The organism is Lentilactobacillus farraginis DSM 18382 = JCM 14108, from assembly GCF_000583655.1.
Lineage (GTDB): Bacteria > Bacillota > Bacilli > Lactobacillales > Lactobacillaceae > Lentilactobacillus > Lentilactobacillus farraginis.
Window position 1 is genome coordinate 14032 of sequence record NZ_BAKI01000023.1, and the last position, 25854, is coordinate 39885.

18 protein-coding genes and 7 pseudogenes are annotated in these 25854 nt (G+C 43.0%); 9 read left to right on the top strand and 16 right to left on the bottom strand.

The annotated features are described in order from the left end of the window. Positions 1-131: 131 nt before the first annotated feature. A complete protein-coding gene (locus JCM14108_RS08475; RefSeq protein WP_035180149.1) occupies positions 132-1313 on the top strand; it encodes a PucR family transcriptional regulator in 1182 nt (393 codons plus the stop codon). Between the two features lie 152 nt (positions 1314-1465). On the opposite strand, the gene JCM14108_RS08480 is transcribed toward JCM14108_RS08475, so the two are convergent. The 5 genes and pseudogenes from JCM14108_RS08480 to JCM14108_RS14100 form a co-directional block, all read right to left on the bottom strand. Continuing rightward, positions 1466-1780, bottom strand: coding sequence for a hypothetical protein (locus JCM14108_RS08480; protein ID WP_035180150.1), 315 nt, complete (start codon positions 1778-1780; stop codon positions 1466-1468). A 228-nt stretch (positions 1781-2008) separates the two neighbouring features. Beyond that, the gene (locus JCM14108_RS15350; protein WP_237745778.1) at positions 2009-2509 is read right to left on the bottom strand and encodes a pyridoxal-phosphate-dependent aminotransferase family protein; all 501 of its coding nucleotides are present in this window, start codon (positions 2507-2509) and stop codon (positions 2009-2011) included. A 5-nt stretch (positions 2510-2514) separates the two neighbouring features. Further along, positions 2515-3249 carry a pyridoxal-phosphate-dependent aminotransferase family protein gene (locus JCM14108_RS15355; RefSeq protein WP_237745779.1) on the bottom strand — a complete coding sequence of 245 codons (735 nt, stop codon included), beginning with the start codon at positions 3247-3249 and terminating at the stop codon, positions 2515-2517. 28 nt (positions 3250-3277) lie between these two features. Next, positions 3278-4069: pseudogene (locus JCM14108_RS14095) on the bottom strand (hydantoinase/carbamoylase family amidase); the annotation flags it as partial. Then, entirely contained in the window at positions 4024-4491 is a 468-nt protein-coding gene (locus tag JCM14108_RS14100) for a M28 family peptidase (protein WP_051996098.1), read from the bottom strand. The gene JCM14108_RS14100 and the pseudogene JCM14108_RS14095, both read right to left, overlap by 46 nt. Before the next feature lie 141 nt (positions 4492-4632). Between JCM14108_RS14100 and JCM14108_RS08495 the strand changes: the two genes are divergently transcribed. From JCM14108_RS08495 to JCM14108_RS08505, 4 genes and pseudogenes are all read left to right on the top strand, one after another. Next, positions 4633-6219, top strand: a complete 1587-nt coding sequence (locus JCM14108_RS08495) for a PucR family transcriptional regulator (RefSeq protein WP_035180152.1) — start codon at positions 4633-4635, stop codon at positions 6217-6219. A 244-nt stretch (positions 6220-6463) separates the two neighbouring features. Further along, positions 6464-6733, top strand: a pseudogene (locus JCM14108_RS15895) (amidohydrolase family protein); the annotation flags it as partial. Beyond that, positions 6673-7887, top strand: coding sequence for an allantoinase AllB (gene allB / locus JCM14108_RS08500; protein WP_272944527.1), 1215 nt, complete (start codon positions 6673-6675; stop codon positions 7885-7887). The pseudogene JCM14108_RS15895 and the gene allB, both read left to right, overlap by 61 nt. Next, positions 7847-9241 (top strand): NCS1 family transporter, encoded by a 1395-nt coding sequence (locus tag JCM14108_RS08505; protein ID WP_051996100.1) that lies wholly within the window; start codon positions 7847-7849, stop codon positions 9239-9241. Before allB ends, JCM14108_RS08505 begins: the two co-directional genes overlap by 41 nt. 160 nt (positions 9242-9401) lie before the next feature. Here JCM14108_RS08505 and JCM14108_RS08510 read toward each other — a convergent pair whose 3' ends face one another. Next, positions 9402-10046 (bottom strand): cadmium resistance transporter, encoded by a 645-nt coding sequence (locus tag JCM14108_RS08510; protein WP_035180155.1) that lies wholly within the window; start codon positions 10044-10046, stop codon positions 9402-9404. A gap of 543 nt (positions 10047-10589) precedes the next feature. Between JCM14108_RS08510 and JCM14108_RS08515 the strand changes: the two are divergent. Continuing rightward, positions 10590-11449, top strand: a pseudogene (locus tag JCM14108_RS08515) (NAD(P)-dependent oxidoreductase). Between the two features lie 108 nt (positions 11450-11557). Here JCM14108_RS08515 and JCM14108_RS08520 read toward each other — a convergent pair. Beyond that, on the bottom strand, positions 11558-12931 hold the full coding sequence (locus JCM14108_RS08520; RefSeq protein WP_035180158.1) for an aspartate aminotransferase family protein: 1374 nt from the start codon (positions 12929-12931) through the stop codon (positions 11558-11560). Positions 12932-13207: 276 nt separating this feature from the next. Between JCM14108_RS08520 and JCM14108_RS08525 the strand changes: the two genes are divergently transcribed. The 3 genes from JCM14108_RS08525 (at position 13208) to JCM14108_RS08530 (ending at position 15309) form a co-directional block, all read left to right on the top strand. Beyond that, entirely contained in the window at positions 13208-14476 is a 1269-nt protein-coding gene (locus tag JCM14108_RS08525) for an APC family permease (protein WP_051996102.1), read from the top strand. A gap of 14 nt (positions 14477-14490) precedes the next feature. Next, a complete protein-coding gene (locus tag JCM14108_RS14690) occupies positions 14491-14649 on the top strand; it encodes a hypothetical protein (protein ID WP_160168510.1) in 159 nt (52 codons plus the stop codon). A gap of 201 nt (positions 14650-14850) precedes the next feature. Further along, positions 14851-15309 carry a DUF1440 domain-containing protein gene (locus tag JCM14108_RS08530; protein ID WP_051996104.1) on the top strand — a complete coding sequence of 153 codons (459 nt, stop codon included), beginning with the start codon at positions 14851-14853 and terminating at the stop codon, positions 15307-15309. A gap of 335 nt (positions 15310-15644) precedes the next feature. Here JCM14108_RS08530 and cas2e read toward each other — a convergent pair. The 9 genes and pseudogenes from cas2e to JCM14108_RS08575 form a co-directional block, all read right to left on the bottom strand. Further along, positions 15645-16541 (bottom strand): annotated as a pseudogene (gene cas2e / locus JCM14108_RS08535) (type I-E CRISPR-associated endoribonuclease Cas2e). Further along, the gene (gene cas1e, locus JCM14108_RS08540; protein ID WP_035180166.1) at positions 16538-17491 is read right to left on the bottom strand and encodes a type I-E CRISPR-associated endonuclease Cas1e; all 954 of its coding nucleotides are present in this window, start codon (positions 17489-17491) and stop codon (positions 16538-16540) included. Before cas1e ends, cas2e begins: the two are co-directional and overlap by 4 nt. Before the next feature lie 9 nt (positions 17492-17500). After that, a pseudogene (cas6e, locus tag JCM14108_RS08545) lies at positions 17501-18171 on the bottom strand (type I-E CRISPR-associated protein Cas6/Cse3/CasE). Between the two features lie 16 nt (positions 18172-18187). Next, the gene (gene cas5e, locus JCM14108_RS08550; RefSeq protein ID WP_035180168.1) at positions 18188-18895 is read right to left on the bottom strand and encodes a type I-E CRISPR-associated protein Cas5/CasD; all 708 of its coding nucleotides are present in this window, start codon (positions 18893-18895) and stop codon (positions 18188-18190) included. Beyond that, a pseudogene (gene cas7e / locus JCM14108_RS08555) lies at positions 18876-19942 on the bottom strand (type I-E CRISPR-associated protein Cas7/Cse4/CasC). The gene cas5e and the pseudogene cas7e overlap by 20 nt, the downstream one beginning before the upstream one ends. A 2-nt stretch (positions 19943-19944) precedes the next feature. Then, positions 19945-20547 carry a type I-E CRISPR-associated protein Cse2/CasB gene (gene casB / locus JCM14108_RS08560; protein ID WP_035180171.1) on the bottom strand — a complete coding sequence of 201 codons (603 nt, stop codon included), beginning with the start codon at positions 20545-20547 and terminating at the stop codon, positions 19945-19947. Between the two features lie 9 nt (positions 20548-20556). Next, complete coding sequence (locus tag JCM14108_RS08565) at positions 20557-22263, bottom strand: type I-E CRISPR-associated protein Cse1/CasA (protein ID WP_081759884.1); 1707 nt, start codon at positions 22261-22263, stop codon at positions 20557-20559. Further along, positions 22247-24994 (bottom strand): annotated as a pseudogene (cas3, locus tag JCM14108_RS08570) (CRISPR-associated helicase Cas3'). Before cas3 ends, JCM14108_RS08565 begins: the two are co-directional and overlap by 17 nt. Before the next feature lie 377 nt (positions 24995-25371). Then, positions 25372-25767, bottom strand: a complete 396-nt coding sequence (locus JCM14108_RS08575) for a pyridoxamine 5'-phosphate oxidase family protein (protein WP_035180173.1) — start codon at positions 25765-25767, stop codon at positions 25372-25374. Positions 25768-25854: the final 87 nt, after the last annotated feature.

Genomic DNA, 25854 nt, shown 5'->3' on the forward strand with positions numbered 1-25854 from the left:
CGCTATAATGCGTCAAATCAACATTGCGTACTTATTAGTCCTTAATAAAGAGATACTTAACAGTGTATACGTACCTACTAAAATGCGGTAAAGTAGATTGAAAAGTTAGTAAACTTTTAGGGTGGGAAATAATGATCGATTTGCGCACAGTAGTAAAAAAAGAAGAACAGCGAATCTGCCAGGTTAATAATGCTTCCTTACAGGGGCGAACCGCAAATGCCATTACCATCATGGATAATGATACGATTCATGAATGGGCCAAAGACGGTGAGATTGTCATTACGAGCTCCCGAATGATGCCACAAAATGTTCAAAGCGCCAAGTCAGTCATCCAACGGCTTGCGCAGCGAAATATTTGCTGTCTAATGGTCAAACCATATTCCCAGGATACGCAATCAAAACTCTCCAGGGAAATCATTTCATATGCGGATACGCTTAATTTTCCGTTGTTTGAAATTAAAGAAAAAGTTACATATATTCAATTGATTAATGACTTCAACAGTCTGCTCTTCCAAGATCGGCGAACCAGCAAAATGGCCGACCTGGATCTGGACTATTTGTTGAAATCCAACTCGGCAACCGATAAGGATTTTGATTTTATTTCCGGTTTAAAAGGTGTCGATTTATACAAATTGTTTGCCAGGATTATCCGGATTTCATTGGTTGAAACGCCAAAATCCAGTGAACGAATGATGGTTCAGTATAACTTGATCAGCCAGCTGCACAGTTTGTTCGCAAATCTGGAAGCTCAAAACAAAATTACGACTTATTTTGTTTTAGAATCCGCGAATGGCGCTACCGTTGTCGCATTTTTCGATGAGAACCAGGCTAAAAAACCACCGTATGACCGGCAAATTTATCACAAATTAATGAGCAATATCCGAATCCCCCATTTTTCACTATATGAGGGCGTTGCCAGTCTTCATAAAGCCAAGAACCTGCATCGCTCGTTTACCGAAGCCTGCTTTGGTATGGACGTTGCTAAAACCATGGATTGGCAAAACCACCCGATTTTTTATCGGGATGTCAGCTTATGGGAGTTAGTTAACCAAATTTCAAGAATTCAGGACAGCCGGCTTTATCCGGTTGAAATGGACCAAATGTTGACTAATCCGGAAATTTTCGAAACCGTTCAACAATTTTTTAACCATAATGAATCAATCAAGGAAACCAGCGAAGCGCTGTACACCCATCCCAACACAATTCGATACCGCTTAAACATGATCTATAAGCAAACCGGCTTGGATTATAGAAGAACCAATGATAAGTTTTTGATCTATATCGCATTGATAGAGAAGTTGTTAAAGGAGTAGTGTGCGGAGCAAAGCGGTTAACACCCGGAATATAAAGAAGTTGTCTCTTGGAACACGTTTCAGCTCAGTAATCTTAATAGTGGAAAAACAAACACCCGCAAATGAGTCTTTAATCTCATCAGCGGGTGTTATTTCTTCTTAAATTTCAATTTTTACACAAGCCACGTTCCGTCCATACTTTTAGAGATCAATTTGGTACGACCAAAGCGCACATCATCTTGAGCCAACTCAGTGATGCCCTCCTTTAAAGGATCAGACAATCCCCACACCATTTTATGAAACTCTTCGGTAGTGATTGACTTACCCGTAAGTGCCTGATATTGACGAATTGCCTTTTGCCGAAGTGCGGAAAAAATTTCGCCGGCTTCACGATCTGAATACAACTGTTTTTGCAGAAAAACGACCTGAAATTGGTACAAATAATCTTTGGCGATGTCCTCAACCGACGTATGTTCCAATACCTTCATTTGTCATCAGTCCTCCATTTTTCAAAACAGCAACCATTCACGGGATCTCTCTTAAATCCCGATATGATCACCCAAGACCTGTTCTGTTCATTAACTAACAGCAGGTGATCATTTTGCAGATTTGGTGTTAATTTCTCTGCATAAACAGCATACCATCACTGCTAATTAAAAATAGGGACTTTGCCAAATCGATACAGAACTTTTACAAGCGCCGTCCCAAGGTTCGAGTTAGACCTCCAAAGTTTTCAGTGTTTGTTTAGGTGTGGTAAAGGCGGCTTCAACAGCGTCAAGTCCCGCCTTTAGGTCAACTGAGATCCCTGATTGAAGCAAAGCAGCACCAAAAAGAGCAACGAAATTTGTAATAAATCCCTTTTGAGCACTGTATCCCATCGTACCGATCCGCCAAATCTTGCCCTGTAGACTGCCGAACGAACTGGAAATCTCAACCCCGAAGTTACGCAACAGCTTCGCCCGGAACGCATCGCCATCCAAGTCTTCAGGAATTTGAACACAAGTGACCATCGGCATCTCGTGATCGCCGGCATGATAAATCGAAAGGCCCATGGCAGTTAGGCCGTCGTTTAGGGCACGATGAATCTTCAAATGGCGGCTGAATCTGCTATTCAAACCCTCTTGAAGTGCCAATCGCAAGCCTTCATGAAGCGCGTAGTCGGCAACGGTGGCCTCAGTATGGTGATTTAACCGCCTTGGTGACCAATAGTCCTGCAATTGGGTCAAATCCAAATAATTACTGGTGATAAAGTTGCGGCCTTCACGGTCAGTCGCTGTCCGAACGCCCTGTTCAACTCGTTTACGTTGATTGATTTCTTCAGCAAACCGGTCATTAAATGTAATCGGTGTAATCCCCGAAGGAATCGAAAGACACTTCTGGCACCGCCAACAACGGCATCCAACTGCCATTTATCAACTTCCACCGGTGTCCCCATGTAAGAGGCTACGGCATCCACCACCAGAAAGCCACCGTATCGATGAACCGCTTCTCCCAACCTATCAATTGGCTGCAGCCGCCCGGTAGAAGTTTCACCATGGACAATCGCAACAACCTTGGGCTTTAAGCGATCAATTTCGTCAATAATCCGATCTTGGTCAAAGACAGTTCCCCACTCAGTCGTCATAGTCGTAACTTTACCACCGGCTCGTTCAGCCAACTCGACAAACAAATCCCCAAACCGGCCAAAGACAGGAACCAGTACTGAATCTCCGGGACTGACAATACTGCCGATAACCGCTTCGTTACCGGCCCGGCTGGTACCATCAATCGGAAAGGCCCATTGGTTTTTGGTTCGAAAACTCTTTCTGATCAAAGCCATATTTTCATTCATAATGTCGGTAAAATCCGGATCAAATTGACCCAGGATTTGATTGCTCATCGCTTGGGAAACCCGCGGATCGACCATTGTCGGCCCTGGTGTCATAATTAATCGCTGATTGATTTTTAATTCGCTCATTGTCATTTCTCCTTGTATTGTTGTTAGTTTAATAGCATTCCTGATATAATTGCGCCTTCAAAATCGTAATCCCGGTTTCCAAATCTGCAGGCGCCGTGTACTCTTTTGGTGAATGACTGATTCCGTTTCTGCTTGGAACAAACAGCATTGCCGTTGGAACTTTTAAGTTCATAATCTGCGTGTCATGCCCAGCACCTGAAGGCAGGGTCATATAAGCCAGCCCCCGCTTGGCAATTAATTGCTCAAACTGGTGCTTTAATCGTGCGTCCATTATTGCCGGTCGACTATCCAGCCATCGGTCAACTTGAACAGTCACTTTCGGTGTCTGGGAAGCCTTCTTTCGCAGCAGCGCCTCAAACTGGTCAACGATCTGCTTATCAGGATGCCGAACGTCAACGGAAAATTTAACCAGTCCCGGAATCACGTTTGAAGAACCCGGCTGAACCGTCAATTCACCAACTGTAAAAACCAACGGCTCACCAATTTTTCCAGCCGCTTCATCCAAATCACAGATTAACTTAGCAGCTGCTTTTAAAGCATCCCTTCTTAAATGCTGCGGGGTAGTCCCAGCATGATTAGTTTGACCGCGGACCGTAACCGTAAACCGCTTTTGTTCACAAATTGCCGAGACAATCCCAACCGAGAGGCCTTTTTCCTCCAGAATTGGTCCCTGTTCAATATGCAGCTCAAGGAATTCGATTGGCAGCGGTTGTTCAATTACCGGCCAAGTTTTGGCTAATTGAGAAACGGCCGACTGCCGAGCTTGGCCAAACGTCATCCCCTGATGATCCTGCAGATCGGCCGCCGTTTCTGTAACGCCGGCATAGTGCTTGGAACCCGAAAAACTGGTTGGAAAGCGGCTGCCCTCTTCTTCACTGAAGCAACGGCGGTCATTGTCTTTTTAGGTTGACCAAATTCAGCAACCAGGCTGCTCATTGCCAACACTGCCGCCGTCACGCCATAAGCGCCATCATAAAGACCGCCTTGATTAACCGTATCGATATGGGAACCGGCTGCGACCACTTGATCGGCTGTTTTTCCTTGATAAGTCATGAAGCCGTTTCCGTATGAATCAACTGAAGCAGCCATCCCCCGGGTTCGCGCATCCCGCAAAACATGATTCATCGCAGCAATCCACGCGTCGTCATACACAAACCTGGTAACGCCACCGTTCTCCAGTCGGCCAAATTGACCAAGATGTGTTAAATAATCAATTGCTTTTTGATCCGTTAATTGTTCCATTCGCACTCGCCTTCTTTTGATGTTAGATTAAATTTAAATTTATTTAATAAGAAAATCATTGGCAAATCTGCACAAAAATATTAGACTGGTTGTTATATATCACCAGATTCAACTTAAAATCATGAAAAGAGGCGTCACCCAATGAAAATGGAACACTTGTTAAATGTCAAAGAATTGGCCGGTATCAAACTGATAGCCGGGGCTGGTGGGCGTTTTCGAGATGCCAAATTGATCGGCATGATTGAAGCACCGGATATCGAGTCGTATTTATTTCCCGGCCAGCTGCTGGTAACAACTGGTTATCACTATTATCAACACATTGATCGACTAAAAGAGTTGATTGAAAAAATGGCAGCCGTTGGGTGTGCGGGACTGGGGATCAAAGCCAATCGCTACTTCAAAAAGATTCCCGAAAGAATTATTCAACTAGCCAATACACTTAATTTCCCGCTCCTCTTAACGCCGGCGGCTGAACCATTAAGTCAAACCGTCTCATCACTCATTAAAGTTGTTCTCCAATCCGATGCGCTAAAACTCAGCCGGGTGATCGAACAAAACCAACAACTTTCTCAATTGGCGCTCAATAACACAAAGTTCAATATCGTTTTGGACCAGTGTGCCGTTTATTTAAACCACGATATTGTCTTGCTGGACAGTCATTTTCGGGTCTGCTACGCTAACCGGCACATCTGGGATCAACGGGAAATCATTTCCGATAATTTACGAAAAAATAACCAGGTTGATTACCTGTCGCTGGATAAAGAAACCAACGTAGCCTGCGGTAAACGGCAGCTTCACGTCATGCCGTTGATGGTGATGTACCCCGAAAATAAATCATTTATCGGCATTTTTGACTTGGCAACTCTCACATCAACGCAGCAGCTTCAACTTCAACAGATTCAAAACATTATTAGCCTGATGAACAGTCGAACCGATGTCAGAAAAGAAGATGCCGGTCACCAACGAAACGAATTTTTCAGTAACGTTTTAGCTGGCCGGATCCGCGGTGACTTAACTGACCGTCAACCTAACGAATTCAATATCGACCTTAACCAGCCGTGCTATTGTGCGCTGCTGGGATTGAGGCCTGCCAAAAGCGGCGTACTACTTTTTCTAAACCAGGCGGAACAAATCCGGCGATTAAGTGACTGGTTTATTGAAGAATATGGGATTGCCGCTACCAGTTTTATTTTTCAACAACAGTTGATTCTCATCATTTCCGGTTCTCAAAATCCTGAACATTTTCTAAAAGCATTGGCGCTTTTTCTAAAAAAATCGTTAGGGGACCGCTATTTGTTAAAGATCGGGCTTAGTCACGCCAAATTGCCCGTTGATCAATTGCCGGCACTTTATCAGGAAGCCACAGAAGCCTATACGTTGGCCGAGCAATCCGATACCGTTCTCCAGCGATTCCGGCCCAAGGAAGTTTCGGAACTCCTCCAGTTGATTCCCAAAAATGAAGCACAATCCTTTATTGATGAAATTTTAGGACCACTTCTCCAACTAAAGAATCCCCAGGAAACCACGGATCTGCTAAAAACTTTACGGCTCTATCTTTACAATCACCAACAAATCAATTTGGTCGCCAATCAATTATTTATTCACCGCAACACTGTTGTTTATCGGTTAAAGAAAACAGCGGCCATTTTAAATATTGACTTAAAAGATTCCGACGTTGCCCAACGCCTACTAATCGCATTATTGCTGCATGGTAAAACCGTTAATTAGCCTGAAGGTCCACAATCAAGTGTTAGATAACATTACACTCGACTGTGGACCTTCACTAATTTCGGTTATTTTTTTGTCTCTTGTAGCTAATGCACATTAGGAAAAATCCCATAAAATTAAAATCAATCGTTTCAACAAAGAAATTACAAGTTGCGTCATCCACAACTTTTTCATTTAGTTTTCTTTGCCATTCATTGTTCATAAAACAATCTGATTTGATTTATTTTAGAAGGGACTGGCTATTATGCAATATGATTTAGTAATCACCAACGGAAAAATTGTCACCCCAACCGCCATTTTAAACAGCGATTTGGCAGTTAAGGACGGTAAAATTGCCGCAATCGGCAACCATTTAACTGCAAATACTGATCAGGTGATTGACGCGAAGGGACAATTGGTTTTACCCGGGATGGTTGACGCCCACGTTCACATTAATGAACCAGGCAGAAGCGATTGGGAAGATTATCATACCGGCAGTCAAGCATTAGCCGCCGGTGGGACGACCAGCATGGTTGTCATGCCATTAAACGCATTGCCGGCCCGAACAACAGCTGCCGAATTCAGAAGGCAGCGGGCAATTGCGGCGGGAAAATCCTATATCGACTTTGCCTTTATGGTGGCCTGGTCCCGGGAAATCTGGCAGAAATCGCTAAGCTGGCCGATGCCGGTGCGGCGGGGTATAAAGCTTTTATGGCCACTACCGGTACCGATATTCCGGGAGATTTCAAGAACGTTGACGATTACGAGCTTTTTCGGGGGATGCAAGCAATTCAAAAAACCGGGTTACGACTATCCCTACACGCTGAAAATCCAGTCTTAACTGATCGCTTTGCGGCGGAAAAAATTGCCAACCACCAAACTAAAATTCAGGATTATATCGATTCACGACCACCAATGGTGGAAGTTGAGGCCGTTAGACGAGCTCTTTACTTTGCTAAAATGACCGGCTGTAAGCTTCACTTTGTCCATTTATCAACCGGTGAAGCCGTCAGTGAAGTGCAAAAAGCTCAAGCTGACGGCCAGGATGTAACTTGTGAGACCTGTGTCCATTACTTGGCTTTGGATACAGACGATTTTAGAAAGATCGGCCCCTTGGCAAAGTGTTCACCAGCCTTACGGACTAAAGCAGTGCAGGCGCAACTTTGGGAAAAGGTCCAGGAAGGTGCCTTAAACGCGGTTACTTCCGACCATTCACCGGCTCCAGCCAGTATGAAAGCTAATCCAAATGACAATATTTTTGATGTCTGGGGTGGTATCAGCGGTGCTCAAAATAACGTCGATTTATTTTATGACATCGCGGTCAAGTCGAATCGATTAACCATTTTACAGTTTGTTCAGTTAATTGCAGCTGGTCCAGCTGACTTATTTGGCTTAAAAAATAAAGGCCGGCTTGAAATCGGCAAAGACGCCGACCTCATTTTTCTGGATCCAAGCCAAACCTACACACTGACGAAAGATGATCTTTACTATAAAAATAAATTGTCGGCTTACGAAGGCTTTCGAATCCATGATCGGGTTACCCGAACCATATTACGAGGCAATACTATTTACACCCTCGACAATGGCTTTACCACCCAACCCGATGGCCAATTCCTAATGAATCAAAACAGAAAGGAAGGTTTAGCCCATGCAGACAACGCTGACGCAAAACAAACCATTCTCAATTGAAGCGGCACCGATTGCTGAAGATCTAAAGCCAATTTCAAGTGACCAGCGCACAGTCGGCATCTTTGCCTACATGTCAATGTGGCTGGGGGATGGTTTTAACATCGGCAATATCACCTTAGGCTCTTCACTGGTTGTCGCTGGTACCGCTACAATGAGTTTACTGCAGACACTGACTGCGGCCGCCATTGCCATTCTGATTATTTCGATTATTTTTGCCCTGAATGACCGGTTTGGCTATCTGACCGGTGCACCGTATGTCATGCAGCTGCGACTGTCATTTGGCAAAACCGGTGCTAAATTTGCCAGTCTACTGCGGGGCATTCCGGCAATTGTCTGGTTCGGTTTTCAAAGTTGGACCGGTGCACTGGCACTCAACCAGATCGCAAAAATTGCGACCGGCGGTACATTTAACAACACGGCCATCTGTTTTGTAATCATGCAGATCGGCCAGATCCTGATCGCGCTAAAGGGATTCAAATCAATCAAAGTTGTCACATCGGTTATTTCAGTGATTGTCATGTTGGCACTCTTCAGCGTATTTATTTTATTGATTACCCGCCACGGTTCAGTAATTCAAGCTAAATTAATTGATGTTCACGGTTCTTGGGGACTAACCTTCTTTAGCTTTATTGTGGCGTTTCTAGGCAATTACACGGCAATTTTTGAATCCGCCGCGGACTATTCTCGGGAGCTAAAACCCAACCTGTCCAATAAGTACCGCGGGTTTCTCTACTTCCTGCCAATCGCTATTGCCTATGGCATTACAATTGTGACCGGTGCCATGTTAGCTGCTGTTACCGGTATTTCCAGTCCGGTTAATGCGATGTCTCATATTTTTAACAACAATTTAATCACACTGTTTGTCTCCGGGTTCATCGTTTTAGGTGTCATCACGACCAATTCGGTAGCTAATATTATGCCGCCAACCTATGTCCTGACTTCACTATTCAAACTACCGCAGAAATGGGCAATTGCCATCGTCGGCTTACTGGCCGCTTGTTCATTTCCTTGGCTGTTGGTTCAGGATTCCTCATCGGCTGGACTGGCAATCTTCATCCGCTCCTACTCGATCTTTTTGGGACCAATGACCGCTATCATTCTGGTCGAATACTACATTGAACGGCACCAAAACGTCCGGTTGGAAACGCTTTACAATGATGAAAAACAACAAACAATTAAATGGAACGCGCCGATTGCACTGGCAATTGGTGCAGCCGTCGCACTTTTCCAAGTAGATCTTTCCTGGCTGATCGGCTTTGTTGCCGGTGGCATTGCCTACCTGGTTTTGAATCGGCTTCGAAAAGAGAAGCGGGAGCTGCCGGTAACCGAGGAAGAGCCGGTAGACTTGGACTGATGAATTAATTAATTTCACAAATATTGAAAACGGGTTTGCACAACTAGAAAATAGCTGTACAACTCCGTTTTTTATTTATCAATATTTAACTGTCACCGTTAGCTGATTATAGATGGTTTGAGATCATATTGAATATAGAACGCTTTCAAAAACACCAACCTTAAAACATCAAGACGCCACTTTCCACCAATACATAAATTCCAATGGCGATAAAAATCACCGGAATCAAAACCTGACGGTACCGCTCCAGCTGATCCTTAATAACCGGCAGATTGGCAATTATCAACCCCAAGCAGCACCAAACACCGGTCATTAATGTAAAGACCAATACTGTAATGACAAGCTCAGGGACGCTGTATCTTGTAAACAAAGGAATATACACCGTGAGATTCCCTGCCCCGTTTGAAATTGTCACCAATGAAACACTGACCATCTGCGGATTAATCACTTTTGAAATAGCAGTCGCCCTAGGGCTGATTTTCTTTTTCTGCTTAATTTCAGCTGCAATAGCCGCCTCATCATCAGCTGGATCAGGCTGATGGCGATAATTCAACCACCTTTTAACACCTAAAATAATTGGAATCACACCCAGCCAGCCAACTTTATCAGTTGGTAGAAAGCTGAGTCCATAAGCCGCAAACACACTTACCAAAACCAACAGCTCAAAGCCGATAAATTGTCCCCACACAATATCCCGTTTCCGCAACACTGCGTTTACCTGAGAGAACCAAACTGCCAAGACAAAGGTATCATCCACGTTGGTCCCAATGAATGACACAATACTTGTGATGATTGTTGTTAACATTGGTAACCCCTCCAGTCTTGGTAGTTTTTCGGCTATTAACAAGTTAATTATTTCACTATCTTTAGTATACCCTATTTCCGAGTCAAAACACGTTCCAAAAGACAGCTTCCGGCCATATAAGCAGATCAAGCAAACAGTCTCATATTTCCCAGTAGGACTGCTACACAAAGCAATACCACTCCATATAAGGATGAATCTTAAAAATCCAAACCCGGGATTTCCAAGATTCACACCTTATATTCCGGGTATTACCCGCTTTGCTCCGCACACTGTTTTAGGACTGCTGCTCAAAGCAACACCGCTCCATATAAGAGATCGATTCGAAAAATCCAAGCCCAGGATTTTCCGAATCGACGTCTTATACTCCGGGTGTTAACTGCTTTGCTCCGCACACTCTAAGACTAAGTATTTGCCTAACCCCCCATTTCTTTGTATGCTTGGGGAGAATAAAGTCACTGTGCGGGTTCGAGCTGGTTTATTTGGTTATGGCACCTGTTCAATCAATCACTATCGACGTTTGATTTATCTAAGGGGGATTTTACAATGACTAAAGTTACTTTTATTGGTATTGGGGACATGGGGTCTCAGATGATAAAACACCTACCACCTGCTGGTTTCGACGTTACAATTTGGGATAAAGACCCGCAGAAACTAACTGGTTTTGACAGCCCAGACATCCACGCGGCCAAGTCTCTGGCTGAAGCCGTCAAAGCTTCCCGGGTAATTATTACCTCCGTCATGTCGGATGACGTGCCGGCTTTACACCTTGGCCATGATGGTGAACCCGGAATTGTCGATTTTCTTCAGGCCGGTAGTACGCTTATCGTTACTTCAACCCTTGACCCTCAGAAAATCTTTGCGATCAATAAGGCACTACCAAAGAATACCCAAATTCTGGACGTACCACTGATTGGCGGTGTCCGTTACGCCAGAGAAGCCGCCTTGGTCCTGATTGCCAGCGGTGACAAAGCCACCGTTGAAAATGTACTGCCAATTCTCAAAGTCTTTGGAACCGTTAAATACGTTGGCGCACTTGGTAATGGTGCCAAATTAAAACTGATTACCAACGTGGCTATCATGGCTGCTGAAGCCGGGATCCGTGAGACCTTAGATTTGGCTGATGCCTACGACATTGATTACGATACTGTTCTGGGGCTCATGCAGATGGGACCACTAAAACCGGTCGTCAACCGAGCACTTGATACCAATAATCCCCGTCCGCTTAAGGCTTCCGTTGCTGATGAGGAAGAATTAATGAACGCTACTAAAGACCTCATCAAGTTGCCGCTGGCTAAAGGGTCCCGTGATCGTTTAAAAGCCGCTGTCGATGCGGTTGAAGGCGAAGCCGCTTCATCGATATTACCAACAAAAATACAGCGTTACCAAAATTTAAATCAAAGTGATATTTAACAGACAAACAGCCATCGTTAATTTTCAATTACGGAAATTAGCGATGGCTGTTTATTTGGTTTTGGAGGAAATCAATTTTATGAAAAAGCTGAATAAAAAGGCTAAACTTCTGCCAGTGATTCCTTAATCGATGTTTCAAAAATCTTTAGCCCCGCATGGATTTGGTCTTCAGTTGCAACCAATGGGCTCAAGAAACGAATAACGTTATCATGAACACCGGCATTTTCAATAATCAGGCCGTGGGAAACCGCATGCTTGATGATTTTGGCAACCAGTTCCGGATAAGGTTCTTTAGTTTCCCTATCTTTAACAAACTCAACCCCCAGCATACTGCCAATTCCCCGAACATCCCCGATTTCTTCGTAACGTGACTGCATATCAGAAAAACCGTCAAAGGCAATTTCACCAATTCGTTTGGCCCGCTCGGTTAATTTCTGATCTTTAATGATGTCAAGTACCTGAAGACCAGCCGCGCAAGCCAGTGCGTTACCACCAAATGTACTTCCGACAATTCCCGGCTGAACGCCTTCCATAATGTTGGCGCCAGCGGTTACGGCTGCCAGCGGTAAGCCGGCCCCAATCGATTTAGCCATGGCGATGATATCCGGCGCAAAACCTTTTTCTTTCCAATAACTGGAAACAAACAATTTTCCGGACCGGGCAAATCCCGTTTGCACCTCGTCGGCCACCAACATAATGCCGTTCTCATCACAAATTTTACGCAAGGCAGCGACATACTCGAACGGTGCCGGGATAAACCCGCCTTCCCCTTGAATCGGTTCAATAACAATTGCGGCAACCTGTTTGGCTGGAATACCCTGTTCAAAAACATATTGCAATTTATCCAGGTAATATTGAATACTTTCCTCACGGGAATATCCCCGCGGTGCCCGGTATAAATATGGAAATTCTGCCCGATGAATGCCACCCATTGCCGGCTCAATTCCGTAAGAATAGGTTTTCTTAGCCGTCATCGTCGACGTTAGCGCTGTTCGCCCATGAAAAGCACCGGAGAAAACAATCACATCGCCGCGACCGGTAAATGATTTAGCAATCTTCACAGCATTTTCAACCGCTTCGGCACCTGAATTGACAAACATCGTCTTTTTCAGGTCCGCATTAACCGGTGCCAATTCGTTAATCCGAGCCGCTAAGTCAACGTAAGTGGCATGCGTGGTAATGTTGATCATCCCATGGAAAAATTTGTCGGCCTGTTTTTTAACGGCATCAATCACTCGCTGTTGCCCATAGCCAACATTCATGACGCCAACACCAGCAACCCAATCCAGAAAACGATTACCATCTACATCTTCGATCATGGCACCGCTCCCCCGGTTAATGACGACCGGATAACTACATAGAACCGCTGAAGGAACATTTTCGGATCGCTTGGTCAAAATCTTTTTGGCATTCGGTCCTGGAAGCGGCATGGCAACTTGAGGCAAAGCTCCTTGCAAATCATCAGTTTCGAGCATAAACAACACACCTTTCATTTTGAGCAGATGTAATATTATATAACAAAAATAATCAAAAATGTTTGCTGACAAAATTGATTGATTAATATTGATTAGAATATTACCACTTTTTACCGTTAATTCAACCCGGAAATTAAAATAATGTTAGATTATTTTACATTCGATTAAATTTTGATTGCTTTTTGCTCATTTAAATTCTATAATTTCATTAATTCATGTTATAAAATATAACAATAATTGTTTTGAATTATTGCCATCACAAGGAGCGTGTTGTTTATGCGAGAAAAATTATCAGATACCAACTATCTTGAAGATAATCAGAAAATTGTGGCCCAGCAGCCTGGCACTATCGAACAAACTTCGGGGTTAAAAACCAATTCACTTTCTTTTTTTGAAGTTCTCGGTGAATCTGTCGCCAATATTGCGCCGACCGCGACGCCGGCCATCACCATTCCGGTTGTTTTTGCACTAGCCGGTAATGGCACTTGGATCTCCTACTTAATTGCAACGATTGCCTGTGTTTTACTCGCTAAACAAGTCAACGTTTTTTCACGGCGATACGCGACTTCCGGCAGCCTCTATACTTACGTTACCGATGGACTGGGCAACCGAGTCGGCTTTATGTCCGGTGCCAGCATTCTGTTTGCCTATATAACAACGGCTGTTGCGGTGCTTGCCGGTTTTGCCATTTACGCCCATAATCTGTTGGCCTATTTCAACATTGCATTACCCTACCCGGTTCTGATGGCTTTTGGAACGGCCACGGCCTGGTTTATGGCCCAAAAGGGCGTCGAATTATCCACCAAAACCATGATGACTATGGAATTTCTTTCCGTTTCAATCATTTCAATTTTGGGAATTGTCCTGCTGTTTAGCCACCATTTTTCAATCAATCCTCACAATATTGCTTTCACTAACGTCTCATTTGGCCACGTCGCTTCCGGCCTGGGATTAGCCTTTTTCAGTTTTGTCGGCTTTGAGGGGGCAGCTTCCATGGGTAAGGAAGCTAAAGAACCCCTAAAAAACATTCCTCGGGCCGTCATCAGTAGTCCACTAGCCGTTGGCATTTTCTTTATCATCATGTCACTCATTATGATGATGGGCTTTGAAGGCACTGGTCACTCTCTTGGCGAATCCACCTCGCCATTGGCTTTTCTGGCTACCAGCAACCACGTTACCTTCTTAGGATACTGCATCACATTAGGCGCGGTTATCAGCTTCTGGTCCAGTACCGTCGGCGTGATTACTGCCGGCTCCCGAATCATGATGAAAATGAGTCATGAAGGATACCTTGGTAAACCATTTGCTTTCGTCAACGAAAAGAAAAAAACGCCAACCATTTCGATTGGCATTTTAGGCGCCTTAATTGGAATCTTTGGTATTGCATTTGCGCTGATGACTACAATTGAAAATACGTACGAATGGTTCGGAACCATCGCTGTTTGGGGCTTTCTGATCGCCTACCTACTGGTCACCATCAGTGCACCGGTCTTTCTCCACAAGCACGATAGTTTGAAATTCAGAAATGTAATATCGGCACTGTAACGGGAATTCTCCTGATGATCCCAATTATTGGCAGCATCTATCCCCAACCGGAAGGCCCGGCTAAATTCTTCCCATACATCTTTGGTGGCTGGTTGCTGATTGCCTTTATTTATCGAGAAATTAGAGACAGCCAACTTACAGCTATTAAGCCAACTGTTACTGATGAAGATTAACATCTCAAACATTTTAAAGCCAGCTAATCGGAATCAGCTAACCTAATCTAACCCGACCTTCGGTATTTTTAATTCTGATTGCCCAAGCCGAATAGATTCTGCGGTATACTAAACGTGAGTAGTTTAATAACCGTATTATTCAAGGGGGTCGATCTATTGAGAATTAAAAATATTAATGTACCATCAGCCGTAAAAGCTGGCATGGTTGCTGGATTCCTATCCGGTCTCGTTAAGCTCGGCTGGGAGGACATCCTGCCGCCAAGAACACCGGCACGTGACGCCACCAATCCACCACAAGCAATGCTTGAAAAATTCGGTGTCCCCACTTCTGTCACCCACGCTACCTATACTTATTCCGAACAAAAGATGCCATGGGTCAGCTTTTTAATTCATTTCGGCTTTTCAACCACTTTTGCGGTAGGATACAGCGTCTTGCAACATGTGGTACCGCCTGTTCGTTGGGGCCATGGTGCCATGGCTGGCTTAGGCCTCTGGGGTGCCTTTCACTTAGGCGTTTTACCAATGATGGGTCTTACACCAGCTGCTAAAGATCTTCCATCAGAGGAACAAATTTCAGAAGCACTTGGCCACATTGCTTGGATGAGTACAATTGATCTGGTAAGCAATGCGTTATATCAAGGAAAACAGTTGGATAAATAATTATGAATCGTAAAATAAAACATGTGTTTTGAAATGCTAATGGCATTTTGAAACACATGCTTTTCTCATTATTTATTCATATAAACGTTCAAGAAATAGAAGTTTATTGAACACAAAACAACTGTACTACTAAGGAAACTGCAAGAAAGGGATGTACAACTAACCCCACATGCGTGGGGAATACGATTTGGTACCTCATCTTTGAACCCCACCTTAAGGATCACCCCCACATGCGTGGGGAATACATGATCAGGAGATAAGATTAATGTATCTTTCAAGGATCACCCCCACATGCGTGGGGAATACACTAAAGGATCCCTATTATACCGCCATTCTTAAATCCGCAATTTGCCGTTTTTCATTAGTTTGAACGCTAAATCTAAAGTTGCTTTGGCATCTGATAGCGCATTATGAGGCGTTTCATTTTTTATATTATATGCTGCTAAAACTGTGGCCAATCTGTAATTATCAAGGAACTTTTCAGTCTTTTTAACCACGGGCATCAAATCCAACATCTTATTAGATAGCGCCGATTGCTTTAATTCTCTAAAACCATGTGAAAGAAAGGTTTCATCGAATCGTAAATTATACCCAACAATTACCGATTCCTTAACAAATTCTCTTAATTCTTGAAGTGCAAGATCTAAGTTTACTCCTTGCTTTTCCAGCATTTCTGACGTAATTGCCGTTAACGCTGTTATTTGCTTAGGAATCTTCTGATCATCTCTTATTAATTTATAAAAGCAATTATAGGCACCGTTTTCTGCCTTTTTTACTGCGCCAATAGAGATAATTTTATCCTTCTCTACTTCTAATCCCGTGGTTTCAAGGTCAACTGAAACAACCCGTGCTTTTGCATCATTCACTTTGCGACTTAGTCGTTTATGTGCCATCACCTTAGCCCGATGAAATTTGGCTGCGTTACTAAAGCCGTGCTTTACCGACCTTGATGCAGTATCTGTATTCAACCGCATCATCAACGGAATCCCATCAAAATCAGCAACCTAGTATCCTCTTCGAGTTGTTTTAATTTGATAGCCCAACTCGTTTTTAGCATTATAAACCATTGTTGCTTCGCCGTTACCAATGTTCTTGATAATTCTTTCCCAAAGCAGATCTCGAATTCTCGCACTAACGTTACCAACATAAACACCAGTTTGGATTTCCTGATACCATTTGGTCAAATCGCCTCTCAAAGATTGCGGAACTTTTGTCAAAGTTATTACAATCATAAGCCGCTATCCTTTTGCAATTCATGATACTGAACACCGAACTTTTGCAGGCCCATTCTATCATCCCAAAGATTAATCACACCAACATCAATGGCTGTCTCATCGACGCCCAAAATATCTTTTAAATCCGTTACCATCCGAGACAACAGCTTCCCATTAGCGAATGCATCCCGCATCGCTAAACGCGTCCTAGTTCCAATATCTTTTTCATTCCCAAACTCGGCTGCAATTTTAAAAGCAATTGGAATTGAAATTTCAGCTTTATACAAATCAGCAAAATCATAGACAAAAGATAAATCATGACCGGTATGCACAAAGCCAAGGCCTGCAGAAGCGCCCATCGCCGCTATCACACTATAGCTCAAGCCGTATAAAGCTTGATGAGCTGCGGTCAAAGCCTTATTAATCGGCGTCCCGGCATCGAAATTATTAGGATTGTATTCCCGTCGAGACCAGGGGACTTTCGTTTTCTGAGATTGTTCCTGGTAAACCCGTCGTACCCGACTACCTTCCTTTCCTCTCAACTCCTGCATCGTCAATTGCGAAACATCTTGATCAGGAAACCGCATTTGATACATTTTGCGAGCTACTGCAACTCTTGAGCGATTATTGGAAACCAACTTAGCCTGTGCTTCCAATAAGCGTGAAGAATGATTTAAGGGACGCCCATATGCATATTGGCGGACTCCTTGTTCACCAACCCAGACAACACCCATTCCGGAAGTCCCAATCAACTCCATCGCCCGATGTGTAACGTCGACGCCCGGTCCCAACATTAAAACACTGACGATTGCCGCAGGAACAAAAGCAGTTCCCCGACTATCTGCCACCGAGATGGCACTATCTTGGCGATTCAACTTAGCGTGTTCCAAATAAAGGAATGTAATTCTATCTCGAACTCTGCTTAACTCTGAAAGCTCGGGCTTTTTGGCACCAAACTTTTTCACCATAAGCGATCCCTACTTTCTGGGAATAACCGTCATTAATCCCATGCCAAAAGCTTTTTCCCGACCAATGCCATGTGTTAATGTTTGCCTAAACTTATCAACATCTTCTACTTTCAAAAAGCCTTCAAAAGTAACTTTGCTAAGCCGCACCCTGCGACCGCCTTTTCTGTAAAGCACCGGCCAGTCACGGCCAACAACATCAAACGCTTGATTATCCTGCGGTTCGAATTGCACCCTTTGCGAACGTTCAACCAGCTGAAAACCAGCTTTTTTAGCACGATCAGCTAACCATTTTCGCTGTTGTGCCACTGTAACATGCGGGAAAATTTCCCTTGCCGCTCACCGGGTTTACTAACAGTGTGCGAAGGATTAGCAGTTAGCCTAAACTGCATCAATTGCCCTGCTTCAAGCTTGCTCAAAAACTTATCGTACGGTTTAATCATCGCTGTCCCAGGTACGCCATATCGCGCCAGCTCATCCTTATCCGGTGATGTTTCACTTAATACCAGTAAATAACTTTTTCCGGCTAATCGATCAATTCGCCATAAGTGCCGTAAACGCTTATTTGCCGCAATTTCATCAGGAAAACTTTGTTCAACCCAGTTATGATAAGCACCCAGATGTGTTAAATCTTTTGTTTTTTGACGATTATTTACGTCTATTTCAACTCTTGATAAATACATTTAGTAGTCCTCCTTTCTAGAGGAAGTCCACAATATCGTGCTGTGTTTCTGTTTCATTCCCCTTAAATTCTGGATTCTTTAAACTGACTGACATTGTTGCAACTGCTCGAAATCCATGTTGTCGCTTTCGTTGATCAAATGATACAACCCGATCTTTCACCAATCGATCCCTTTTATCCGGAAGCAACTTGGCGTCAGCAATAATTTCCACTGAAATAGATTCTTTTTTCTTTAAACGTCTTTGATACCAACTGGACGCCTGCCAGTCCAATTTTTGTAACACTGAAACCGGATTATCATCAGCAAACTCCTGAAGTTGTAAAACACCAGTTGGAATATTTGAACGGCGACCCAGAAATATTGGATAGTACGGTCGTCTCAAAGCGGTCTTAATTTCACGAATTGTTTCATCATCACTGCCAATTGCAACAACGAACACCGCATCCTGTAAATAGTCACGGTACGTAACCTTTCGGGCATCTGGTTTCCATTCAACTATTTGAAAATCAGTCAGTATTTTCCCTGGTTGATCAACTCTAACAGCAAAATCCAAATCGTTTAGCCCCAAAACTCGATGATCTCCCCGACCATAACCCATCGCTGCAGCTATCATCCCAATTACTGCACTTTTCGAAGGATAGTCCCCGGTCATTCGTCTTCCAAAAGTTGCCTCACTACCGTAGGATTGTAAGGGCGAAGATAGTCTAATTGTTAGTGTTTTCATCCTGCACCGCCTTTGATAAAGCCCCGGTGACTTGATCAAGAAGTCCGGATAAATTGTCAGCTTGATTATCAATCTTAGACTGATAGTCAGTGAGAACAACGTTCAAAATCGGCTCATCAATCAACTTAGTCGTTGCACCATATTTTTCTTCTAATTTTCTAATGGATTCCTTGACATACCCATTTTTGGAAGTAACCGCCTCTTCAAATGCCGAAGCTAAGTTCACTGGCGTATCCTTTCGAATTGTAACCATGACATAATTTGGTAATGTTTTGTTTGCAAACGTATTTTGCTTTCCTGTAGGCATTGAAAGTAAGAAGCTTTAATAAATGCCGCTGTTCCTTGAATGGCGTCAGCCTCACCAAGATTATGCATTAACTCTCTGACATTCAAATCAGCATACCGATACAGGGTGGATGAGGTAAACTCTACCGCTCCCAACATGGCAGCTCCTGTTACATCTTTGGGTCGTAAGTCATCCAACGCCGTGAAGTAATCAAATTCCGGCACAACTTCATGCGTTGAAATGGCATGAGCAACTTGAGCCGATCCTTCTACATTTAACTCAGGGTTATCTGCAACCATCCGCCCAAAGAGTGCCAGATCAATTGAGTTATCGCTCTTTAAAATCTTTTTGATTTCTTTTTTATCCAACTCTTCATTGTTAATTGCATAGCGAGCCAATTTTTCAACCTGGCCTGGACTAACCAGTAGAAGAGCACCGGTTTCGTTCTCTTTGTTAAGTTTTATACCAGCATCCTTAAAGATTTCTGCAACTTTTTCCATTGCTGTTTTTTCGTCTACAGACTCAGATAATAGTTTATCTGTCAATAACTTAGCTGCTTCTTTTGTCCGAGTTCCAATTGAAACATTATCTTGCTTGAATTCAGATCGAATAGCTCGTTTCCAACTCTGAGAAGAAACCCGAGCCCGGTTGACCCCACCATAAAGGGCCGTCTTGGGTGCCCCGGTATCATCCCGATTAATGTTAGACGAGGGTACTGTTTGTAAAACATGAAGATCAATGTATAAGTTTTGGTTAGTCATAATTACTGCTTCCCTTCAGATTTAGTTGTCTGTTTAATTGTCCGAAAATATTGTTGACCCCACAATAACTGAACCCGACTGGCTGATTTAAAACTTCGTTGAAACCAGAAAAGATCCTGTGCCAATCTTGGATAATCAATTTTTTGTGTCCAATCACTTGCCTTAAGAATGGCTACTAAGTGGGCCAACGAATCAAGTACGCCGGCTATATTGGTTGTTTTTAAAAGCGGTTGAACACGACGATCCAGCGCTGCTCTTGTATCTTCGTTTCTCCTTAAGCTGGCAAGTGCTTCAAAAAATGTAATGCCGTCTTTTGAATCCTTTTTGGATGAGTCACCACAAACAAACACTTCTTTTCCCTGCTGATGAATTGCATAAAATCGAATAGCTGCATAAATCGCAATTTCAGCAGGTGTTGGCTCCCCGTCTTTACTCAATTGTCCTTTGGGAAGTTTGGCCATTAAAATCGGCCAAACTTTTTGAGCTCGCTGGCTCGTTATCGACGAGGCGCTTCTAACGCTCGCCAGAACTGCTTTATCCGGATTCCCATGACCATAAAGTGCTTGAATGATACTCGATGTAATGTCTCTAATCTCATTATCCATTACTTACAATCACCCTTTCCTTAAATCTAAGTCATCTTGAACCTTATACCACAAATAATTATTTGCAGTGAAAATATTTACCAGCCCTCGTTCTTCAACAACACCGCTAACATCTCGAGGTGAACTAGCTTTCAGCACCTTCTTCGCAGTGTTCAATACATAAACTTTCAACCATTCTTTCCACCAATTGATTTTTTCATCCCGATTATCCTGATTTGTTAAACCTGCAAGCCATTTTCTAAATGGTTCATTTAAACCTTGATAAAATTCTGCACTCAACTCATTTGCAAATGCCCGATTATCAACATTTCGAATTTTGCCAATTTCCGAAGCAAATTGCCAGTAATCTTTACCAATTGTTTGGGTCAGCTCAATAACTTCCTCAATCCGTTGCGGCCAATACGTTTTTTTATCATTATCACTGTCAAAAAGAACGTCTGCATTAATGTGCATATCGTCATAAGACTCAGCAACCGGCGTTTGTGAAGCTGCGTTACCATCACTGATTAATGCGACAGACGCTAAAGTTAATAGTGAGTTTCGTGGAATCAACCCCTCATTTTTAAGAAGTTGAAGCCACTGAACAATTCCAGGATCATGAACGTCGTCTGTTTTAGTGACATTGACATACTGGCCAAAGCTACGCCACATTGCTTTCCCTAAAGATTGCAGCCCTTTAACTGCCGGTTTGTAACCATTGGACTTTTTGTCCCTTCTCCATACAGTCATTGGTTCAACAAAAGCATCTTCATTTCCAAATATTGGTAACCCGGCGCTAAAAATTATCGGTTGTTCATCGTCACCCCATTCGATATGCAAAATCCTTGACCAAACCGTATACACTGCAGCCACATTAGTTGGCAAAACCTGCTTCTTCCGATCAGCAACATATGATTGGACATCCTTGTATTCCCATACGGGTTTTTGAATCACACTGTCGAAATCTTTAACGGCTAAAACCAGGTTCAGCATCAACGTTTCAAATAGCGTTCGACCATCCACAAAGACAGGATTCAATTTGTAAAGCCAGCCTGGTGAAATCGAGAACTTTTCCTTTGTCTTAATCTTGGTCTTATCGGTAACTCCGGTAAAGTTTTGATACGTAATTATCCATCGTACCAATTCATCCAGCTGAATTTGATTTTTGAACTCCCCTGATCGTGGCGCAAAAACTGACGGCGTATGCCCACTTTCTGAAATCTGCCGATTGATTTGCTTAACCGCAACCGTTCCTTTCCCATGAGCAATCTGTTTCTTATCCGGGACTAGCGCATCATAGTCTGCTGCTGTTACTTGATAAAAAGGAGTCGTTCCAAAAAAGTCAAACTGTTTTGAATATTGTTGCAAATATCGGATCACAATTTCGGAAAAATGGCCATCCTCAAAGAGGTCATGCCAAGTAGCCAATAAGTCATCTTGAATTTCGCCCTTCTCAATGTCATCGTCGACATCGAGGACAGCCTGTAAGGAATCCGAATCAATTTTCAACCAGCCATATGGCTTACCACTTGCGTTAAATCGCGAATACACGGTAGTTAAAACCGCTAGTAGTAAACGCAACACTGCCAAATCCTGGGACCGCATTTCACCTGCCAGTTGCCGATAATTCTGAGCATTCTTAAATAACTCGATCATTGATACGATCTCTTCCTGATCCGTCCGTTTATCGATCACCTTTATCCAAGGATCGGTCGTTAGATTAAAATGTTTCGTCATGATCATCCTCCTTCGAATAACGCAAACCCAGTTTTGAAGAATAGTGCAGAAGACAATTATTAAGTCGACCGGAAAAATGTGCATCTAAAGGAAGCGCCAATGATCCTTTCAACCAAACATTTTCCTGCCACTCCGGATAATACCGATTGGTTAATGTCTCCAATTGATTAATTGCCCGGTCAATATCCGGCGTCACTGCCGCCGGAATTCGAATAACTTGCTGGGCAATTTCTCGTCCGTCAACATCCCTTAAGCGCCGACCATCCAGCAAAAAGTCACCTTTATCAGTATGCTGTGTCAAAATAACTTCCAAAGTTTCCTTAATATCACGTACCGCCGCATTGGCTTTTTGCTCATCTTTGTCAACATCAGCTTGATCTCTGTCCAACCAGCCATGAATTGTCGCAGATTCTTTAAGATTTGGTTTATCAATTTGGAAAACACCGGCCTTACGTTTTTCCTTTTCAAGATAAGTATCGAATTCTGCTTTGGGCTCTCCAATTTCGGAAATATCCTCGTCAGTCGCAGGACTGTATACTTTCTGAACCAATTTTGAAATGTCCTTAGGTAAAGAAATCAAATCTTTTAAGAAATAATCAGTCTTCATAAGCAGGTATTTTGGATAGATCGATTCATTCGCATCACCATAATCACCAAATGCGTTAACGCCCATAATAAAAACTTGAGGTGTCTGTAATGCACGAGGCCGGTCAATCTGATGACGGTGCAAACGTCCCGCCCGTTGTAGGATTAAATCCATCGGTGCGATATCCGTATATAGGACGTCGAAATCAATATCAAGCGACTGTTCCAAAACCTGCGTCCCAATTACGATCATTTTCAAAGGTCGCTTACCGGATTTGCCAATCGCCTTTTGAAGTGCTTCTTCTTGAGTTGCCCGGTCAGTTGCCAGAAATGACGAATGAAGAATCATCAACTTTATATTTTCAGGCACCAATTCGGCAAGTGCCTGAGCTCGTTTGACAGTATTAACAACCACACCTGCAATGCCACCGTCGTTAATCTTTTTCAAAATAGTTGAGATAAGATCTTCGTCGGATACACTTAACCGTTGAATCTGTAATTTTAGTGGTTTTTGATCACTTTTCCCGGGAAAGTTGTCAACTTGTTTTAGTCGATGCCCATCCAGGATACTCAATAATGGATAAGCTTGATTTTCTTCCCACGATTCGGGAGCTTCAAAAATTCGTTTGTACTTTCTGCCGTATTTTCCTTTTAGATAGGCATTAAGTAACGAATTCCTTTTTTCTTTAGGAAGCGTTGCTGATAAGACCACAATTGGGACATGATAAGCGCCCAACCAGTTAATTGTCTTATAAAGATATTGATTCATAAAAATATCATATGCATGAACCTCATCAATGATTACGACTTTGCCACTAAGACCTAAATGCCTCAAAAATAAGTGTTTCTGTTTTAATCCCATTAACAGCAAATTGTCGATCGTCCCAACAGTGAACTTGGTTAAAATCGATTTTTCCCAGAAAACCAACTATTCACAACCACAGCACCGGAATCATCAATATTAGCTGCATTAGGCAGTTTATGGAAAGTCTGATTAAACTGTGCTTTACCGTGCATCAATTTAATTTCAAAATTTTCATCTTGTGATTTTGCCAAGGTTGCCAGCCACGTATCGACCCGATCAAACATCGCGTTACTGGTTGCTTGGTTGGCAATCCCATGAACAGCCCATCCTGGCCTCTTATGTAAGCTAGCTGTTCAGCGGCAAGCAGCGCAATTTCAGTTTTCCCGATGCCCATCGGAGCCTCAACGATAATCATCCCCGGATCAGTAGTCTCGCCAATTGCTTTCGTCATCGTTGCTTGGACCGGCCGAGCATGGAATCCCCAACGAATCTGATACGGATCACTGGTATCCTCAACCTTTTGAGGATCCCACTCGCCACCCAGATACCATGTATTGATTGCATTGTGAAAACGGGCCCTCATGTCAAGATCGTCCCATGATTGATCAACCCTGATTAGTGGAAACAAAGGCTTTTCCTGATCATCATTCATATACTCACTGGAGCCAGCCAATCGGCCATAATTAATAAACCTTCTAAAATGACCGCTTCCGGCTGCCCAATTGACGGTACTTCACCAGCTGCCTGATACCCAGATAGTTTAAGTCCATAATTTAAAAGACCTTCTTGTGCCCGTTCCCAACGTTTCTGCATTGCCTGATCATTATCACTCTGTAAGTAATTCGCCGTATGAACATCGATATCATCATAAGGCAATCTGGTCAGTGGCTTGCCATGATGACCACCAATAATAGCCCCCACGGATTCTGGAATACCAAACTTCTCTAAAATTGCCTCGCCGGCTTTGGCATGAGGTGAATACTTTGCTGATGAAAGAGAAAGATCGTTCAATCCAGAAAAACCACTTCTAACCAATTTTTCAATCAACTGATCATCAAGTGACCTGTCGCCACCATAGGAAGGCTTGGTCTGAAAAGCCGGTGTTGCTTTTCCGATGTCGTGAGAGAAGCCAAGAAATTTTACTAGTTTCTGAAGTTCCTCTTCCGGTAATCGTTGTTCCAAAAATTGTCGCTGACCTGCACTGAGCCAGTGATTAAATAGCCAATTAATAGTATTTTGTGTATCAACTAAATGTGCAATTAACGGCAACCACAGTTGGCTTCCATTCTCCGTTCGTTTTTTTGCCCATAAATCCAATTCCGTTTTCGATAAATTAATCATATTCAAATATCCCCCTTATTTTATCTGACATAATTTATATACGTTTAAAACCCCGTTTTTTTGCACTTTTAAGTAGAAATCGGAAATTTAATTTTTAAAATTGATATGTAAGCCGGCTTCACTATATTTCTGTCAGCTAATCCCCCATTTAAAAAAACTTTTTACCGCTAAATATAAACGATAGCTTTTTACTTAACTTTTAAAAGACTTTGGCAACTTACTTCATCCAAACATAACTTATATCTTAATTGATTTAATTATCTTACCGGATTAATGAATAATCAATAGTAAGTTTATCTATTTTTAATGTTGATTATCCCTATTTCAAAAACAAAAAGAGCACCCTCACAGATGCTCTCTTCAATCCTATTTAAATCTCAAGCCAGTTGCGTTCCGGCACTCAAATCATTATCCAACTTATAAATATGTTCAACTGTAATCACCACAACTGCTGCCCGCGGAAACCGATCAAAAATTTGCGGTGGTAAGATTTGCTTTGCCAGTGCATCATTTTCATGAATTTCGGCTTGGCCTTCAAAACGAAAGCCCTTTTGTGCGGTACGATCCGCTACCGCCACGGCTGCCCGACCGGTTTGTTTCAAATTCTGGTAGGCGTGACGGAAAGTATGCTCGTAATACAATAAATGGGAATCGTCCATTACCTGAATGGAGCCTTTAGGGCCAACCTGGGGTAAGCCTTTTTCATCGGCAGTTGCCAAAAATGGTAATTGTGCTTTGATCATTGCTTTCATTTCATCTGTTAGTTCAGCCATCTTGTTGCCCCCCTCATATGAAGTGTTACCTTCTATTATGCAGACGATTAAAAGCCGAATCAAGTTTGTGCAAAATCCATCAAACGA

What these genes read in the sequence shown, in the direction of transcription:
- JCM14108_RS08475 (WP_035180149.1), top strand. Translation starts at nt 132, where the DNA reads ATGATCGATTTGCGCACAGTAGTAAAAAAAGAAGAACAGCGAATCTGC.
- JCM14108_RS08480 (WP_035180150.1), bottom strand. Translation starts at nt 1,780, where the DNA reads ATGAAGGTATTGGAACATACGTCGGTTGAGGACATCGCCAAAGATTAT.
- JCM14108_RS15355 (WP_237745779.1), bottom strand. Translation starts at nt 3,249, where the DNA reads ATGAGCGAATTAAAAATCAATCAGCGATTAATTATGACACCAGGGCCG.
- JCM14108_RS14100 (WP_051996098.1), bottom strand. Translation starts at nt 4,491, where the DNA reads ATGGAACAATTAACGGATCAAAAAGCAATTGATTATTTAACACATCTT.
- JCM14108_RS08495 (WP_035180152.1), top strand. Translation starts at nt 4,633, where the DNA reads ATGAAAATGGAACACTTGTTAAATGTCAAAGAATTGGCCGGTATCAAA.
- JCM14108_RS08505 (WP_051996100.1), top strand. Translation starts at nt 7,847, where the DNA reads ATGCAGACAACGCTGACGCAAAACAAACCATTCTCAATTGAAGCGGCA.
- JCM14108_RS08510 (WP_035180155.1), bottom strand. Translation starts at nt 10,046, where the DNA reads ATGTTAACAACAATCATCACAAGTATTGTGTCATTCATTGGGACCAAC.
- JCM14108_RS08520 (WP_035180158.1), bottom strand. Translation starts at nt 12,931, where the DNA reads ATGCTCGAAACTGATGATTTGCAAGGAGCTTTGCCTCAAGTTGCCATG.
- JCM14108_RS08525 (WP_051996102.1), top strand. Translation starts at nt 13,208, where the DNA reads ATGCGAGAAAAATTATCAGATACCAACTATCTTGAAGATAATCAGAAA.
- JCM14108_RS14690 (WP_160168510.1), top strand. Translation starts at nt 14,491, where the DNA reads ATGATCCCAATTATTGGCAGCATCTATCCCCAACCGGAAGGCCCGGCT.
- JCM14108_RS08530 (WP_051996104.1), top strand. Translation starts at nt 14,851, where the DNA reads ATGGTTGCTGGATTCCTATCCGGTCTCGTTAAGCTCGGCTGGGAGGAC.
- cas1e (WP_035180166.1), bottom strand. Translation starts at nt 17,491, where the DNA reads ATGGTGAAAAAGTTTGGTGCCAAAAAGCCCGAGCTTTCAGAGTTAAGC.
- cas5e (WP_035180168.1), bottom strand. Translation starts at nt 18,895, where the DNA reads ATGAAAACACTAACAATTAGACTATCTTCGCCCTTACAATCCTACGGT.
- casB (WP_035180171.1), bottom strand. Translation starts at nt 20,547, where the DNA reads ATGGATAATGAGATTAGAGACATTACATCGAGTATCATTCAAGCACTT.
- JCM14108_RS08565 (WP_081759884.1), bottom strand. Translation starts at nt 22,263, where the DNA reads ATGACGAAACATTTTAATCTAACGACCGATCCTTGGATAAAGGTGATC.
- JCM14108_RS08575 (WP_035180173.1), bottom strand. Translation starts at nt 25,767, where the DNA reads ATGGCTGAACTAACAGATGAAATGAAAGCAATGATCAAAGCACAATTA.